General features: G+C 64.5%; 13 protein-coding genes and 1 pseudogene. 3 read left to right on the top strand and 11 right to left on the bottom strand.

Going from position 1 to position 14,901, the window contains the following annotated elements; genetic code table 11:
- Nucleotides 1-392: 392 nt before the first annotated feature.
- Nucleotides 393-2,639 (top strand): annotated as a pseudogene (gene katG / locus NX05_RS15085) (catalase/peroxidase HPI).
- Nucleotides 2,640-2,750: 111 nt separating this feature from the next.
- Here katG and NX05_RS15090 read toward each other — a convergent pair.
- Nucleotides 2,751-3,158, bottom strand: a complete 408-nt coding sequence (locus tag NX05_RS15090) for an RNA-binding S4 domain-containing protein (protein ID WP_039435647.1) — start codon at nt 3,156-3,158, stop codon at nt 2,751-2,753.
- Between the two features lie 340 nt (nt 3,159-3,498).
- Between NX05_RS15090 and NX05_RS15095 the strand changes: the two genes are divergently transcribed.
- On the top strand, nt 3,499-4,992 hold the full coding sequence (locus NX05_RS15095) for an MATE family efflux transporter (RefSeq protein ID WP_039435649.1): 1,494 nt from the start codon (nt 3,499-3,501) through the stop codon (nt 4,990-4,992).
- Between the two features lie 482 nt (nt 4,993-5,474).
- Here the strand turns inward: NX05_RS15095 and rplS are convergent, their stop codons facing one another.
- From rplS to ffh, 9 genes are all read right to left on the bottom strand, one after another.
- Complete coding sequence (gene rplS / locus NX05_RS15100; RefSeq protein WP_039435651.1) at nt 5,475-5,882, bottom strand: 50S ribosomal protein L19; 408 nt, start codon at nt 5,880-5,882, stop codon at nt 5,475-5,477.
- Nucleotides 5,883-6,026: 144 nt separating this feature from the next.
- Complete coding sequence (gene trmD / locus NX05_RS15105; RefSeq protein ID WP_039435653.1) at nt 6,027-6,785, bottom strand: tRNA (guanosine(37)-N1)-methyltransferase TrmD; 759 nt, start codon at nt 6,783-6,785, stop codon at nt 6,027-6,029.
- A gap of 65 nt (nt 6,786-6,850) precedes the next feature.
- Nucleotides 6,851-7,363: a ribosome maturation factor RimM gene (gene rimM / locus NX05_RS15110; RefSeq protein WP_010365908.1), complete on the bottom strand. Its 513-nt coding sequence runs from the start codon at nt 7,361-7,363 to the stop codon at nt 6,851-6,853.
- 43 nt (nt 7,364-7,406) lie between these two features.
- Nucleotides 7,407-7,664 carry a 30S ribosomal protein S16 gene (rpsP, locus tag NX05_RS15115; protein WP_010365906.1) on the bottom strand — a complete coding sequence of 86 codons (258 nt, stop codon included), beginning with the start codon at nt 7,662-7,664 and terminating at the stop codon, nt 7,407-7,409.
- A 97-nt stretch (nt 7,665-7,761) separates the two neighbouring features.
- Entirely contained in the window at nt 7,762-8,559 is a 798-nt protein-coding gene (locus NX05_RS15120) for an aminotransferase class IV family protein (protein WP_039435752.1), read from the bottom strand.
- Nucleotides 8,550-9,620, bottom strand: a complete 1,071-nt coding sequence (locus NX05_RS15125; protein WP_039435656.1) for an NAD(P)H-dependent flavin oxidoreductase — start codon at nt 9,618-9,620, stop codon at nt 8,550-8,552. The genes NX05_RS15120 and NX05_RS15125 overlap by 10 nt, the downstream gene beginning before the upstream one ends.
- A 112-nt stretch (nt 9,621-9,732) precedes the next feature.
- On the bottom strand, nt 9,733-10,278 hold the full coding sequence (locus NX05_RS24985) for a hypothetical protein (protein WP_249027766.1): 546 nt from the start codon (nt 10,276-10,278) through the stop codon (nt 9,733-9,735).
- Nucleotides 10,279-10,419: 141 nt separating this feature from the next.
- Nucleotides 10,420-10,740, bottom strand: coding sequence for a hypothetical protein (locus NX05_RS24990; RefSeq protein ID WP_230597727.1), 321 nt, complete (start codon nt 10,738-10,740; stop codon nt 10,420-10,422).
- A gap of 305 nt (nt 10,741-11,045) precedes the next feature.
- Nucleotides 11,046-12,422 (bottom strand): signal recognition particle protein, encoded by a 1,377-nt coding sequence (gene ffh / locus NX05_RS15135; RefSeq protein ID WP_039435658.1) that lies wholly within the window; start codon nt 12,420-12,422, stop codon nt 11,046-11,048.
- 297 nt (nt 12,423-12,719) lie between these two features.
- On the opposite strand from ffh, the gene NX05_RS15140 reads away from it, so the two are divergent.
- A complete protein-coding gene (locus NX05_RS15140; protein WP_010365897.1) occupies nt 12,720-13,511 on the top strand; it encodes a cytochrome C assembly family protein in 792 nt (263 codons plus the stop codon).
- A 287-nt stretch (nt 13,512-13,798) separates the two neighbouring features.
- On the opposite strand, the gene NX05_RS15145 is transcribed toward NX05_RS15140, so the two are convergent.
- A complete protein-coding gene (locus NX05_RS15145; protein WP_039435661.1) occupies nt 13,799-14,848 on the bottom strand; it encodes an aldose epimerase family protein in 1,050 nt (349 codons plus the stop codon).
- Nucleotides 14,849-14,901: the final 53 nt, after the last annotated feature.

Here is a 14,901-nt window from a genome sequence, read left to right on the forward strand (position 1 = left end):
ATGACCGCCTGCAACGCCGATACAACGAGCGCGCGGCACGCTGGTCAGGCCAGGCACCGCCGTGCTATCCATAGCGGCACACTATCTATATGGTTGAATAATTCGAATTCACCAAATGATCGATGCTCTTTATCGTGTGCCAACGCCACTGTGATGAGTCCGCCTGATGCGTGTGTTTGCGATCCCTGCCAACTCGCCGTCCCCTATTCCGAGCCATCCAGCCAGGCGCTAGCATCGGCGAACGCAGCAGCCACGTCAGATCGGCATCGCGCGCACCTGCCCATTCCCGATGACCCAGCTTTAAGCACTGCTCGCCACTTCGATTCCACCAGCACGTGCCTGCAACATTCAGCACGCAGCTCCCCAAGTGCTCACGCACACAGGTAAACGCCATGACCACCGAAGCAAAGTGCCCGTTCAACCACGCCGTCGTCGGTACCGGAACCACCAATCGCGATTGGTGGCCCAAGCAGTTGCGCGTGGACCTGCTCAACCAGCATTCGAGCAAGTCCAATCCGCTGGACCAGTCGTTCAAGTATGCCGAAGCGTTCAAGCGGCTCGATCTGCAGGCGCTCAAGCGGGATCTGCATGCGTTGATGACCGACTCGCAAGACTGGTGGCCGGCCGACTTTGGCCATTACGGCCCGTTGTTCGTGCGCATGGCCTGGCATAGCGCCGGTACCTACCGCATCGGCGATGGACGTGGCGGCGGCGGACGTGGGCAGCAGCGCTTCGCGCCGCTCAACAGCTGGCCGGACAATGTCAGCCTGGACAAGGCGCGCCGCCTGCTGTGGCCGATCAAGCAGAAGTACGGCCAGGCCATTTCCTGGGCCGACCTGATGATTCTCACCGGCAACGTCGCGCTGGAATCGATGGGCTTGAAGACCTTCGGTTTTGCCGGTGGCCGCGAAGACACCTGGGAGCCGGATCAGGACCTGTACTGGGGTCGCGAAACCAAGTGGCTGGGTGGCGACGACCGCTACTCGCGCGGTTCGCCGGGCGTGGACGAAGCGCATGGGGTGCTGGTGAAGGACGACGACAGCTAGGTGCCGCATACCCGCGACCTGGAAAACCCGCTGGCCGCCGTGCAGATGGGCCTGATCTACGTCAATCCGGAAGGCCCGGACGGCAACCCCGACCCGATCGCCTCCGCGCGCGACATCCGCGACACCTTCGCGCGCATGGCCATGAACGATGAAGAGACCGTGGCGCTGATCGCCGGCGGCCACACCTTCGGCAAGACCCACGGTGCCGGCCCGGCCGACAACGTGGGTGCCGAACCCGAAGCCGGCGAGCTGGAAAGCCAGGGCTTGGGCTGGCATAACCGCTACGGAAGCGGCAAGGGCGCCGACACCATCACCAGCGGCCTGGAAGTCACCTGGACCACCACGCCGGCGCAGTGGAGCAACGATTACTTCGACCATCTGTTCGGTTTCGAGTGGGAGCTGAGCAAGAGCCCGGCCGGCGCGGACCAATGGGTGGCCAAGAACGCCGACGCCATCATTCCCGATGCGCACGACGCCTCCAGGAAGCATCGCCCGACGATGCTGACCACCGATCTGGCGCTGCGCTTCGACCCGGCGTACGAAGCCATCTCGCGGCGTTTCCAGCAGCATCCCGAACAATTCGCCGATGCCTTCGCACGCGCCTGGTTCAAGCTCACCCACCGCGACATGGGCCCGCGCTCGCGCTACCTGGGCGCTGACGTGCCTGCTGAAGAGTTGGTGTGGCAGGACCCGGTGCCGGCGGTCGATCACGCACTGGTCGATGCGCAGGACGCCGCCGCGCTCAAGCAGGCCATTCTGGCCTCGGGCCTGAGCGTGGCGCACCTGGTGTCCACTGCGTGGGCGTCGGCCTCCACGTTCCGCGGCTCGGACAAGCGTGGCGGCGCCAACGGTGCGCGCATCCGCCTGGCCCCGCAGAAGGATTGGCAGGCCAATCAGCCCGAGCAACTGGCCAAGGTGCTCGCAACGCTGGAACGCATCCAGGCCGACTTCAACGCTGCGCAATCGGGTGGCAAGAAGATCTCGCTGGCCGACCTGATCGTGCTGGCCGGTAACGCCGCAGTGGAACATGCAGCGCAAGCCGCCGGCCACCAGGTCACCGTGCCGTTCGCACCCGGCCGTACCGATGCGTCGCAGCAACAGACCGATGTGGAATCCTTCGCCGTGCTCGAACCGGTGGCCGATGGCTTCCGCAACTTCGCCAAGCGTCGCTACGCAGTGCCGGCCGAAGCGCTGCTGATCGACAAGGCCCAGCTGCTCACCCTCACCGCGCCGGAGCTGACCGTGCTGGTCGGCGGCCTGCGCGTGCTGGGCGCCAATGTCGGCGACTCGAAGCATGGTGTGTTCACCAGCCGTCCCGGTGTGTTGAGCAACGACTTCTTCGCCAACCTGCTCGACATGCGCACCGAGTGGAAGGCCACCTCGGAGGCGAAGGACGAGTACGAAGGCCGCGACCGCAGCACCGGCGAACTTCGCTGGACCGGCACGCGCGTGGATCTGGTGTTCGGCTCCAACTCCATCCTGCGTGCGGTGGCCGAGGTTTACGCCAGCGCTGACGCACAGGAGAAGTTCGTGCACGACTTCGTCGCCGCCTGGACAAAGGTGATGCAGCTGGACCGTTTCGATCTGGCGTAAGCATCTTCACTCACATGCATCTGCACGACGCGTGTGAGTAAGCACCACAACACAAACGCCCTGGGTGACCAAGGCGTTTGTGTTTGCAAGGTTTGCCAACCGCGCTACGCGCTACAACGCGTCGATATCGCCCAGTGCCGTGATCAGCCGGCGCGCGCGTTTGTCCGGTTTGCCCTCGGGCGCACGATAGCCCGTGCGTTCGGCTGCGCGCTGCAGGCGCCATTGCGCGCGGGCCTCGCGTGAGCCATCGCTTTCAACGTACAGCGCCTGTGCCGCGGGTGCCGGGCCGCGTACATCGCTGAGCGCGGCAACGGTGATCTCGAAGATTTCGCCGCCGCGGTCAATACGCAACTGTTCACCACTGCGCAGCGTGCGCGATGGCTTGGGGCGCTGACCGGCCATATCCACCTTGCCCGTCTCCACTGCGTTCTTGGCCAGGCTGCGCGTCTTGAAAAAACGCGCCGCCCACAGCCAGACATCCAGCCTGACCGTTATCGCCTGTTCCAGTTCCAGATTCATGCGTCTCGCGGTCTCGTGTCGTGGGCTGGCTTGCACAGCACATCGTGGGATGCGCGCAAGCACTGCGATCTTCCGGAACGCCGGCGTGACTGCCGGCGTGGTCGGCAGCGATGATTTCTGCCAAAACCGATATTTGGGCACTCGCTGCAGAACTCAAGCGGCCAGAACCAGGAGCGTCACCGGGAAGGCGCAGCAACACTGCGATTCCCACTCCAGCCACACCATCCAGACCAAGCGATCCTCGCGCCGGCCCTGTCGCATCGCAGCCGCATGCAGCTTACATCCGAGCTCACCCGCGCAATGCTAGTGTGCGCAGCTTCTGCGCGACGATACGACTGCGATGCCCAAATCCGCTGTCATGACTGAAGGCCCGATCGGCAAGAACCTGCTGTTGTTCGCCCTGCCGATCATGGCCGGCAACATCGCCCAGTCGCTCAACGGCTCGGTCAACGCGATCTGGATCGGCCGCTATCTGGGCGAAGAAGCGATGACCGCGGCGGCCAATGCCAACAGCATCATGTTCTTCCTGATCGGCTCGGTGTTCGGCATCGGCATGGCCTCGACCATCCTGATCGGCCAAGCCATGGGTGCACGTGATATCGCCCAGGCACGCAAGGTGATGGGCACTAGCGCAAGCTTCTTCGGCGGGCTATCGGCCGTGATCGCTGTGCTCGGTTGGTATCTGGCGCCACACCTGCTTAGCGCGATGGGTACGCCAGCCGCCTCGCAAACGCTGGCAGAAGACTATCTGCGGGTGATCTTCCTGGCGATGCCGACGCTGTATCTTTTCGCCTTCCTGTCGGCTGCATTGCGTGGCACCGGCGACGCACGCACACCGTTCCGTTTCTTGTTGCTGTCGGTGCTGCTGGATATCGTCTTCAACCCGTTGCTGCTGTTTGGCATCGGCCCGTTTCCGGCATTGGGCATTGCCGGTGCGGCCTGGGCCACACTGATCGCGCAGGTCGTCGCACTCGCCGGGCTGCTCATTTATCTGCGCAAAAAACGCCATGTCTTGTGGTTGGGCCGGCGCGACCTGCGCCTGTTTCTCATCGACACCACCATCTTGCGCGCGCTGATCGTCAAAGGCGTGCCGATGGGCTTGCAGATGGTGGTGATCTCGCTGTCGATGATCGCCATGCTGTCGCTGGTCAACAGCTTCGGCACCGAAACCGCTGCGGCGTTCGGCGCCGGGCTGCAGCTGTGGAACTACGTGCAAATGCCGGCAATGGCAGTGGGCGCCGCCTGCTCGACCATGGCTGCCCAGAACGTCGGCGCCGGTCTGTGGCCGCGCGTGGATGCCGTCGCGCGCACCGGTATCGGCGCCAACTTTTTGATGACCGGCCTGCTGATCGTGCTGCTGATCGTGTTCGATCGCTGGACCCTGGCCCTGTTTCTGCCTGAAGGCAGCGCCACGCTGGAGGTCGCGCGCCACCTCAACCACATCGCAATCTGGTCCTTCCTGCTGTTCGGTGTCAGCTTCGTGCTCTCGGGTGTGGTGCGCGCCACCGGTGCGGTGATTCCGCCATTGTTGATCCTGGCGTTTTCGCTGTGGGGCGTGCGTGTGCCGCTGGCCAACGTGCTGCTGCCGCATCTGGGAGCCGATGCGGTGTGGTGGAGCTTTCCGATCAGCTCCACCTGCTCGATGCTGCTGTCGCTGGCCTATTACCGCTGGGGCGGCTGGCGCAAGGCGCGCATGTTGACCACGCCCACGCATCCGTCCGAACTGGCAGCGGCAGCCGAAGTCCCCGCGCATCCGGCATCACCGGTCGCCGACCCCGCGCCGCTCACCGCCGCACAAGGCATGCAGCGATCACCGCAAGCGCCGCAGCGATAGTCGGCGGTTGTGGCCGGCGTGCGAATGGGGCCGATGGACCTGCAGTTATCTGGGAAGTGCGCTCCCACGCTAAAGCGTGACTAGCCATCCAGCGTCAGCAGCTTAAGACGCACGGCCTTCCAAGCTCGGGTGCGGTGCGGATTTGATAGATGCAAGGAGATCATATTCATCGACGCGATGGATGCAGCTGCAATCTGCCGCCTGACATTGATCCAACCAGGCCAGCAACAACTACATAGCAAGCGAACGTCGATTTGGCGCGCATGCGCTGCTTGAAATCGTCATGGGACCAAGCGCCCCGATCACCACACCGACCAGTCGCTCGCGAACGTGCGGTCGCTTCACCGATTCCGTAAGCGGCAGTCGCTACTCACACGACGCCACTTCAGACCGCTGGGACATTGACATTGCATTCCCACAAAAGCAAACAGCCGCCCGAAGGCGGCTGTTTGGCAGTGGCGGGACAAGCACGCCAGTGTGACTTACTCAGCCTTGGCAGCAGCCTGGCGAGCAGCCTTGGCCTGTGCAGCAGCGGCCAGATCTTCCTTGATGCGGGCAGCCTTGCCTTCCAGACCACGCAGGTAGTACAGCTTACCGGCGCGCACCTTACCGCGGCGCTTCACTTCGACCGAGTCGATGATGGCGCTGTGGGTCTGGAACACGCGCTCGACGCCGAAGCCGTGCGAGATCTTGCGCACGGTGAATGCGGAGTTCAGGCCGGCATTCTTGGTACCGATCACGACGCCCTCATAGGCCTGCACGCGCTCGCGGCTGCCTTCCTTCACCTTGACGTTCACCACAACGGTGTCGCCCTGGTTGAATTCCGGCAGCTTGCGCTGGATCTGGGCGGCTTCGAAGTCAGCCAGGATGGTCTTGTTGAGTTTGCTCATGATGGGCACCGCGTGTCTGGTGATATTGGACCGGCAGTCGCCGCACGGCGATTGCTCGAGGTTCGTAGGAGGGCCAGACGCAAGGCTGGCCAGCAAGCCGCATATTGTACCCCAATCAATCGTGCAAGAGCTAGGGGGGAGCCCTTATTTCTCATCGCCCGGGGCGAGTTTGCGGCGAAACTCGTCCAGCAGACGGCGATCGTTCTTGTCCAGCCCCGCCTCGTCGAGCAGGTCCGGGCGACGCAACCAGGTCCGGCCCAGCGACTGCTGCCGGCGCCAGCGCGCAATTGCCGCATGGTTGCCCGAGCGCAGCACATCGGGCACATCGCCCCATGCGTGGGTGGCCGGATGGCTGTAATGCGGGCAGTCGAGCAGGCCTTGCGGGCCTTCAAAACTGTCCTGGGCCGCCGATTCGGCGTCGTTCAAGACGCCGTCCTGCAACCGCGTCACCACATCCACAACAACCGCTGCGCCCAACTCGCCACCGGACAACACGTAGTCGCCGATGGAGATTTCCATATCCACCGACTGCGCCAGGAAGCGCTCGTCCACGCCTTCATAGCGGCCGCACAACAACACCATGCGCGGCAACTGCGCCAGCTCGCGCGCGAACGCCTGCGTCAGCGGACGCCCCTGCGGGCTGAGGTAAATCACCGGCGCCGGCCGCGCGTCTGCGGCTTGCACCGCATCCAGGCAGGCCCGCAATGGCTCGATCAGCATCACCATGCCGGGCCCGCCACCAAAGGGACGGTCGTCCACGCGGCGGTAGTTGCCCTGCGCATGCTCACGCGGATTCCAGCCCTGCAATTCCAGCAAGCCGCGCTCCTGCGCCCGCCCGACCACGCCGAACGCCGCGCATTGCGCGATGAACTCGGGGAACAAGCTGATGACGTCGATGCGCACTGGAGAATCGGGAATCGGGATTGGGGAATGGGTAGAGCAAGAGCAGAGCCGAGGCACCGCTTTGATCAGAAATCCGGATCCCAGTCGACCACGATCAGATTGGCCTCGAAGTCCACGGATTTGACGAAATCCGGAAACACAAACGGAATCATCCGCTCGCGATCGCCACGCACGACCACCACGTCGTTGGAGCCGGTGGAGAACAAGTGCGACACCGTGCCGAGCTTGACGCCCTCAACGGTTTCCACCTGCAACTCTTCCAGATCCACCCAGTAATACTCATCGGGCTTGGGTGGCGGCAGCGCACTGCGCGCGACGTATATTTCAGTACCGTGCATGGCTTCAACGGTGTCGCGGTCGGTGACGTCCGGGAACACCGCAATCAGATTCTTGCCCTGATCGCGCCCACGCACGCCGCTGATGACCGATTCCTGCCCCGATGGCGCGCGCACGATCCACGGCTGATACCGGAAGATCGCGTTACGTGGCTCGGTCCAGGATTCGAGCTTCAGCTCGCCCTTTACACCAAAAGCGCCGACAACCCTGCCTAACAGGATGCGGCGCTCGGTCTGCTTCATCTGTGTCGACTCTGGACCAGGTGGTGACACCCGGCCCTTAAGATCAGGCCGCGACGGCCTGGGTCTTGGCTTCGCGATACAGGTTACGCACCTTATCGGTCAGCTGCGCACCGTTGCCGACCCAATGGTCGACACGGGCGATATCGAGCACAATGCGCGGTTCTGCGCCCTGCGCAACCGGGTTGTAGTAGCCCAGACGCTCGATGTTGCGGCCGTCGCGCGCGCTGCGCACGTCGGTCACGATGATGTGGTAGAACGGACGCTTCTTGGCGCCGCCGCGGGTCAGTCGAATCTTGACCATGGTGTCGTTTTCCTAAGTTGCCCAGTCGCCAGAGTGGCGCGGTAAGCCGGTGATTATAGCGGGCTCCGGTGGCGAAGCCAAGTCACCCAGGAATCGCTCAGATCCGTTGCCAGGCCTGGGTTTGCAGCGCCTGGTTCAGGATCGCAAGCTGCGCGGAATCTGCCGACCAGTGCACAGACCCAACCGCCGCCAGCGCCTGCTGCCCGCGGGCATTACAGCTGAAGCCGCCATCGAACCTGTCCAGCTCGCTTAGTGCGACCGGACGCACTTCCTGCTCAACCCCGAGCATCTGCAACCCGGCCTGCAGTAAACGCTGCCGGGTACCAGGCAAGGCCGGCCCGTGCGGCCATACCACCCTGCCCTGCTGCCACAGGCCAAGATTCCAGAACGCACCTTCCACCAGATGCTCCTGGGAATCGATCAATAGCGCATCGTCGAAACCGGCCAGCATTGCGTGGCGGCGCAGCTGCAGTAGTGGAAAGGTGCCGACATGTTTGAACAGCGGCAGCTCACGCACGTAGTGGACGGGCTGCACGCGCGTTGCAGTGGCTGGCATCTGCGCGGCCGGCGCGAGCGAGACCAGCACATCCAGTGCGACGGCGCGCGATGGATCGCGCAGGTCGAAATCCTGCGAAAAAACAGTAATGCGCACGCTCGCATCGGTGCTGCCGGCAACCGACAACGCAGCGCGCAACTGCGTGCGAATGACTTCTGCATCGATTGATGTGCCGAACAACGCTGCGCTGTCGTGGCGCAAACGGCGCAGATGCAGGTCCAGCCCCAACACAGCGCTGTCGCGCACCTGCAGCGTGGTGAAGTGGCCGTAGTTGTTCAACGCGGCAGCACTGAGCTGCTGCACGGTAGCGGCCGCGCCGTTGCAAAAGATCAGCGGCACAGCAGCGCCTGCGCCTGTTCCCACCATTGTGTCACCACCTGCGCGGCCGTTTGTGCAGGCGCCATCCAGGCGGACTGGCCGGCCCAGGCTTGCATCGCCTCCAGACGGTTCTCGCGCGCCGCAACCTGCCGCATTGGCGCGGTGAGCCCGCGCTGCACCGGATAAGGCGCGGGTGGCGGTGCGTCTGCAGCGCCAGCGGCCTGCACATACGCTGTGGTCAGGGCGCGGCCCAGCCGGCCGGAGAATGCGCGGGTTGGCTGGGTGTGCTCCGGCTCGGCCTGGGCCAGCGCGTCGGCCCAGGCGCTCGGCAGTGCCGCTTCGGGCGTGCGCAACAAGCCGGTGCCGATCTGTACAGCACTGGCGCCCAGCGTCAGCGCCGCGGCAATGCCGCGTGCATCGGCAATGCCACCGGCAGCGATGACCGGGATATCTAGACGATCGACCAGACGCGGCAGCAATGCGAACAGCCCGGTCATCTGCTGCGCTGCGCGGCCGGCATCGAACGCACCGCGATGGCCACCAGCTTCGGCACCTTGCGCAACCACAGCATCGGCACCTGCTGCCTGCGCGGCGAGCGCTTCGTCAAGCGTGGTGGCGCAGGCGAACCAGGCGATGCCGGCACTCTTGAGGCGTGCCACCTGATCGGGCCGAAATACGCCCATGATCGAGGACGCAACCGTTGGACGCGCAGCCAGCAAGGCCTCGAATTGCGCATCGAAATCGGCAGGCAGTGCATCGCCTGCTGCCTCCGGCACCGGTGGTCCCCACTGCGCAAGAAACGCACGCAGGCGCGCTTCGGTAGCCGCATCGCGCGCAGGCGCCGGGTCGGGAATCCACAGATTGACTTGCGCAGGCCCTGCGCTGGCCTCACGGAACGCGGTCATCCACGCCACGATGTCCTGCGGCTGCGACAACACCGCACCCATCGCGCCCATGCCACCGGCGTTCGCGACCGCCGCCGACAATGGCACCGGGCAGGCGCCGGCCATGGGGCTGAGCAGGATCGGCAGGCGTAGGCCGAAGCGCTGCTGAAAGGCATCGACGTTGGAGAATCTGGTCATCAACCACTGCGCACACCATGGGATGGCGCATGGTAACCGCGATGGAGAGACACTGATGCCGGCACAGGCAAAATGCTCAATCGCAAGTGCACTGCATGCCGCACCTGTTGCGTTAATGCCTCGGCACCGGCATGAGTTGCTGGTACCAATCTTCGACCCAGACATTCTCCAACGCAAAGTCACGCAAGCGGTGCGGACGCTGTAGATAAGCGCCCCACAAGCGCAAATCGACGAACGACGAAACCGGTTGCGTGCGCCACGCAGGCGGCCCGACCAGCCGCAATTCCAGGCAGTCATCGCCATCGGCGGGACAGGTGAGCTGCGTGCAATCGGCCGCCTTTGCGCTCGCCCGCATATGCTCCAACTCCGGCCCACGCACCAACTTGAATAAACGCACCTCGCCTTGCGTGCGACCAGTGCATTGATCGGGCAGCGGCAAGGGGCGATCAAAGTGCGTGGCGGCCCGGGCAAGTTCCAGTGTCAGCACATTGCCTTGAGTCACGCGCAGGAAGTAGCGGTGCAGATGGGTGTTTTCTGCGGGCCAAGACGTTGCAAGGGTCAGCGCATGCAGATACATCCCATACATCGTCGGTGCTGGCGAATAACAGCGGCGCACCAGCCGGCGTGCCGTGCACAGGTACGTTCTCGAGACGCGCATGCGACGACAGCTGCGCTTCGTTTTAGATATGCACCACCGCCGCGCCGTCGTCGCGACGTGCGTAACGCAGGGTCGACTCGAATGCCGGCTTCAGCGACAACGCCAGCCGGTCCGGCTCGGGTACGCGCAACCATAACCCGATCACCCCCTGGCAGTGCCGTAGGCCTGGCCAATGCCGATCGAATACACCCCGGTCTGCGTCAGCGGCACGTCCATCTCGCCATTAGCAGGTACGTCCAGCCACTGCGAATGCGTAGCGCCGGGAGGCCATAGGTCACAGCGCCACGCTGGTGCAGGCGGACTGGCGTTCGCATCCGGATGAAACGCGAGTACAAGCCGGTCGCCGGCACGCAGAAACAACTCGACCGTGGTGCAGATGCCCTGCCGCGGATAGCGCTCTTCTTCGTAAGGCGTAACGTCCACAATGTGGCTGCGCCACTGCCGCACTAAGGCGTCATGCACGGTTTTTTCGATGCCACGTTTCGCGGCTGCATCGAGCCGTGGCAGGCGGACGATCACCTGCGCAGCAAGGTTGCCGTCGCCCGTATCTCCAGAGGCTGAGTGTGTCGCTTGTACTTCTGCAGGGTGCGACGCAAATACGCGGTCGATGCCAGCAGCAACCAGTGCGATACACAGCCAGAACACCATACTTGCGGGGACCACTGCCCAGCCGGATGTGGCCTGCCACGCCACCACAAGGGCCAGCGCAAGATGCACGCAGTGCGCGCCTGCGGATGTCTTCACAGCGCGCGGCCTGCGCAGGTTGCTCAGCGGAACGGCATGCCGCCGCGGCCGCCCATGGCGCCCATCATGCCCTTCATGTTGCGCATCAGGCCCTTCATGCCGCCGCCGGCCAGCTTGCCCATCATCTTTTCCATCTGCTGATACTGCTTCATCAGCTTGTTGACGTCGGCCGGCTGCATACCCGAGCCGCGGGCGATGCGGGCGCGACGCGAACCGTTAAGAAGGGCCGGGTTGCGGCGCTCTTTCTTGGTCATCGAATTGATGATGGCGATCATGCGCGGCACTTCCTTGCCGGTGACCTGCTGCTTGACGTTATCCGGGATCTGGCCCATGCCCGGCAGCTTGTCCATCAGCCCATGGATGCCGCCCATGTTCTGCATCTGCTCGAGCTGCTCCTTCATGTCGTTGAGGTCGAACTTCTTGCCCTTGGCGACCTTGGCGGCGAGCTTGGCGGCCTTTTCCTGATCGACGCTGTGCTCGACCTGCTCCACCAGCGACAGCACGTCGCCCATGTCCAGGATGCGGCTGGCAACGCGGTCGGGATGGAACACGTCCAGGCCGTCGGTCTTTTCGCCGGTACCGACGAACTTGATCGGCTTGCCTGTGATGTAGCGCACGCTCAGTGCTGCACCGCCGCGCGCGTCGCCGTCGGTCTTGGTCAGCACCACGCCGGTCAGCGGCAGCGCCTCACCGAAGGCCTTGGCGGTGTTGGCCGCGTCCTGGCCGGTCATCGCATCGACCACGAACAGGGTTTCGGTGGGGTTGACCGCGGTGTGCAGCGCCTTGATCTCGTCCATCATCGCCGCATCGATCGCCAGGCGGCCGGCGGTATCGACCAGCAGCACGTCGACGAACGACTTGCGCGCATCGCTGATGGCGGCGCGCACGATGTCGACCGGCTTCTGCGAGGCGTCGGAGGCGAAGAACAGCACCCCAACCTGTTCGGCTAGGGTCTTGAGCTGCTCGATCGCGGCCGGGCGGTAGACGTCGGCCGAGACCACCATGACCTTTTTCTTGCGCTTTTCCTTCAGGTGCTTGGCGAGCTTGCCGACCGTGGTGGTCTTGCCCGCACCCTGCAGGCCAGCCATCAAGATGATCGCCGGTGCCGGCACATTGAGGTTGAGGTCGGCAGCGGCGGCGCCCATGACGGCGGTGAGCTCGTCGCGCACGATCTTGATCAGCGCCTGGCCCGGGGTCAGCGACTTGAGCACTTCCTGACCGACCGCGCGCACCTTGATGCGCTCGATCAGCGCCTGGACCACCGGCAGCGCCACGTCGGCCTCGAGCAGCGCGATGCGCACTTCCCGGGTGGCTTCGCGGATGTTCTCCTCGGTCAGGCGACCGCGGCCGCGCAGGCGCTCCATGGTGCCGGAGAGACGTTGGGTAAGGGACTCGAACATGCGCAAAGGACCGCGGAGGGGAAACGGGTGCCGATTATAGCGGCACCGGCTGGCGGCCTGCCCCGACAGTGGCCCGACCCGACCTAGCGCTGCCCGCCCCCGCTCTTGTCCAGGTCCGACCTGGTCCGCCCAGCCAAACCAGCCCAAGCCGCACAGCCATTCAACGTTGCTCAAATCAGTGGCCTGCCCCAGCCACTTATTCCCCCCCCCCCATCCTCGCGCGCCACGGCTTCTGATTTGCGAATCCCAATTCCCGAATCTCCAATACCCGCCCCATCAATATGCGAAACTTCCACGATGACAATCGTTCTCATCGCGTTCGCCCTGTATCTGCTGGCCACGGCACTGCTCACTCGGGCGGTGTTGCGCGATGGCAACCAGGCGCCGGCGCGCTGGCTGGCGCCGGCGTTGGCCGCAGTGGCGCTGCACGCCGGCTACCACGTGCTGGTGGCCGTGCGCACCGCCGGTGGGCCCGACATGCATTTCTTCGCGGCGTTGTCGTTGTGCGGGCTGGGCATGGCTGCGCTGACGGCCGTGTTCGGTGGCCGCGGGCGTATGGCCGCGGTGGGCGTGGTGGTATTCCCGCTCTCGGCGATTCTGCTGGCCAGCTATCACGCCTACGGCCACGAGCCCAGCTCGGACCTGGGCTGGCGGCTGGAATTGCATGCGTGGCTGGCCTTGCTGGCCTACGCCACGCTGGGCATCGCGGCACTGCTGGCGATCATGCTGTGGTTGCAGGAACGCGCGCTGCGTCGGCGCGATTTCCACACTTGGCTGCGCGCACTGCCGCCATTGACCGAGCTGGAAACGCTGCTGTTTCGCACGATCGCGGTGGGCTTTGTGCTGTTGAGCCTGACCCTGCTGACCGGCCTGTTGTTCGTGCAGGATTTCCTGGCGCAACGGCTGCTGCAGAAGACCGTGCTCAGCATACTGTCGTGGATCGTGTTCGGTGCGCTGTTGATCGGCCGCTGGCGCAATGGCTGGCGTGGCACCAAGGCCGTGCACTGGACACTGACCGCGATGCTGTTGCTGGTGCTGTCGTTCTTCGGCAGCAAGTTCGTCATCGAGCTGGTGCTAGGGCCGCGCTAAGCGTGGTGTGAGCACAGCGGCGGCGTTGTTTCGAAGTCCAAGGTGGTCGGGTGCAACCTCTGCATCCGGCGCATCCTGGCTGGCGTGGTAGCCGCTGCGCGCAGGCACGTGCGCATGACTCGATCTTCTGCAGGCCGCTAGGGCTTAGGCCCACCAAAGGTCACTGGCAATCCAGGCATACGCCGAGTGACGCGCTCGCCCCGTCAGAGCTCATAACGCAATCAGCGGAATCGGGTTGCGCGTGCCGCACGACGCAGCCCAGCCAGCTCCTTCGTTCTAAAAACTCCTCACGCATCCAGCGCGGCGCGCACAGCCTCCCAGGGCTGGTCCTGCCCCGCACTGACGAAGTGATAGCTGATGCGGCGGCGATAGGTTTCGCCGGGCCGCAGGATCGTCGAAGGGAAATTGGCGTGATTGGGCGCGTCCGGGTAGTCCTGCGGCTCCAGGCAGACGCCGCGCCCCAGTCCCGGATGATGTGCGTCCAGATGTTGGCCTTCGTACAACTGCACCGCAGGGGCATCGCTGCGGATGCGTAACGCCACGCCGCTGTGCGGCGAATACAGCTCGGCAACGCAGTCCGCGTCGGCGGCCAGCACCAGACATTGGTCGTAGCCCTTGCCGAGGACGATCTGCGGATGCGCCGGATCGGTGCTATCGGCTAGCGCGGCAGGCTGGCGGAAATCGAATGGCGTAGCGGCCACCGACGCGATCTCGCCAGTGGGGATCGATTCGGCGTCCACCGGCAGGTAGCGATCGGCCGGCACGCGCAGCACCTGCGCTGCAGCACGCAGCTGTGGGTCGCCGGACAGATTGAAATATGGATGATGGGTAAGGTTCAACGCAGTCGCGGCATCGCAGTGCGCTTCGAAGTCCAGCTGCAGCTGCAGCCCATGAAGCTGCAGGCGCGCACGCACTTGCAGATTGCCGGGGTAGCCCTCTTCGCCATCGGGCGAGTCATAGCCCAACAGCACCTGATCTGGCGCTTGCTCCAGTACGCTCCACACGCGTCGCCCGAAACCGCGCAGCCCGCCGTGCAACTGGTTGCGCCCCTCATTTGCTGCCAGCACGTGGCTGACGCCGTCCAGCGTGTAGCGCGCGCCGGCGATGCGATTGCCGAAGCGGCCGACCAGAATGTTGAGGCTGTCGCCGTCAGCGGCGTAGGCGGGCAGGTCCGGCAGGTTGAGCACCAGCGGCACCACGCCCTGTGCGGTGGTCAACTGCAGCGTATGCAGGATGCCGCCGTAGGTGAGCACTTCCGCCTCGAGACCGGCCTCGCTACGGAGCGTGAGCGCGTGGATCTCGACACCGTCTGGCAACTGCCCGAACACTCGCTGCATGGATCGTCCTGCCGATGAGGGAAGTCAGCGAGCATAGCCGCACGACGCCGCTG

It is taken from the genome of Xanthomonas vasicola (assembly GCF_000772705.2).
Classification (GTDB): Bacteria; Pseudomonadota; Gammaproteobacteria; order Xanthomonadales; family Xanthomonadaceae; genus Xanthomonas; species Xanthomonas vasicola.

Coding starts and splice junctions, on each gene's coding strand:
- NX05_RS15090 (WP_039435647.1), bottom strand. CDS start 3,158: ATGAATCTGGAACTGGAACAGGCGATAACGGTCAGGCTGGATGTCTGG.
- NX05_RS15095 (WP_039435649.1), top strand. CDS start 3,499: ATGCCCAAATCCGCTGTCATGACTGAAGGCCCGATCGGCAAGAACCTG.
- rplS (WP_039435651.1), bottom strand. CDS start 5,882: ATGAGCAAACTCAACAAGACCATCCTGGCTGACTTCGAAGCCGCCCAG.
- rimM (WP_010365908.1), bottom strand. CDS start 7,363: ATGAAGCAGACCGAGCGCCGCATCCTGTTAGGCAGGGTTGTCGGCGCT.
- rpsP (WP_010365906.1), bottom strand. CDS start 7,664: ATGGTCAAGATTCGACTGACCCGCGGCGGCGCCAAGAAGCGTCCGTTC.
- NX05_RS15125 (WP_039435656.1), bottom strand. CDS start 9,620: ATGACCAGATTCTCCAACGTCGATGCCTTTCAGCAGCGCTTCGGCCTA.
- NX05_RS24985 (WP_249027766.1), bottom strand. CDS start 10,278: ATGCGCGTCTCGAGAACGTACCTGTGCACGGCACGCCGGCTGGTGCGC.
- ffh (WP_039435658.1), bottom strand. CDS start 12,422: ATGTTCGAGTCCCTTACCCAACGTCTCTCCGGCACCATGGAGCGCCTG.
- NX05_RS15140 (WP_010365897.1), top strand. CDS start 12,720: ATGACAATCGTTCTCATCGCGTTCGCCCTGTATCTGCTGGCCACGGCA.
- NX05_RS15145 (WP_039435661.1), bottom strand. CDS start 14,848: ATGCAGCGAGTGTTCGGGCAGTTGCCAGACGGTGTCGAGATCCACGCG.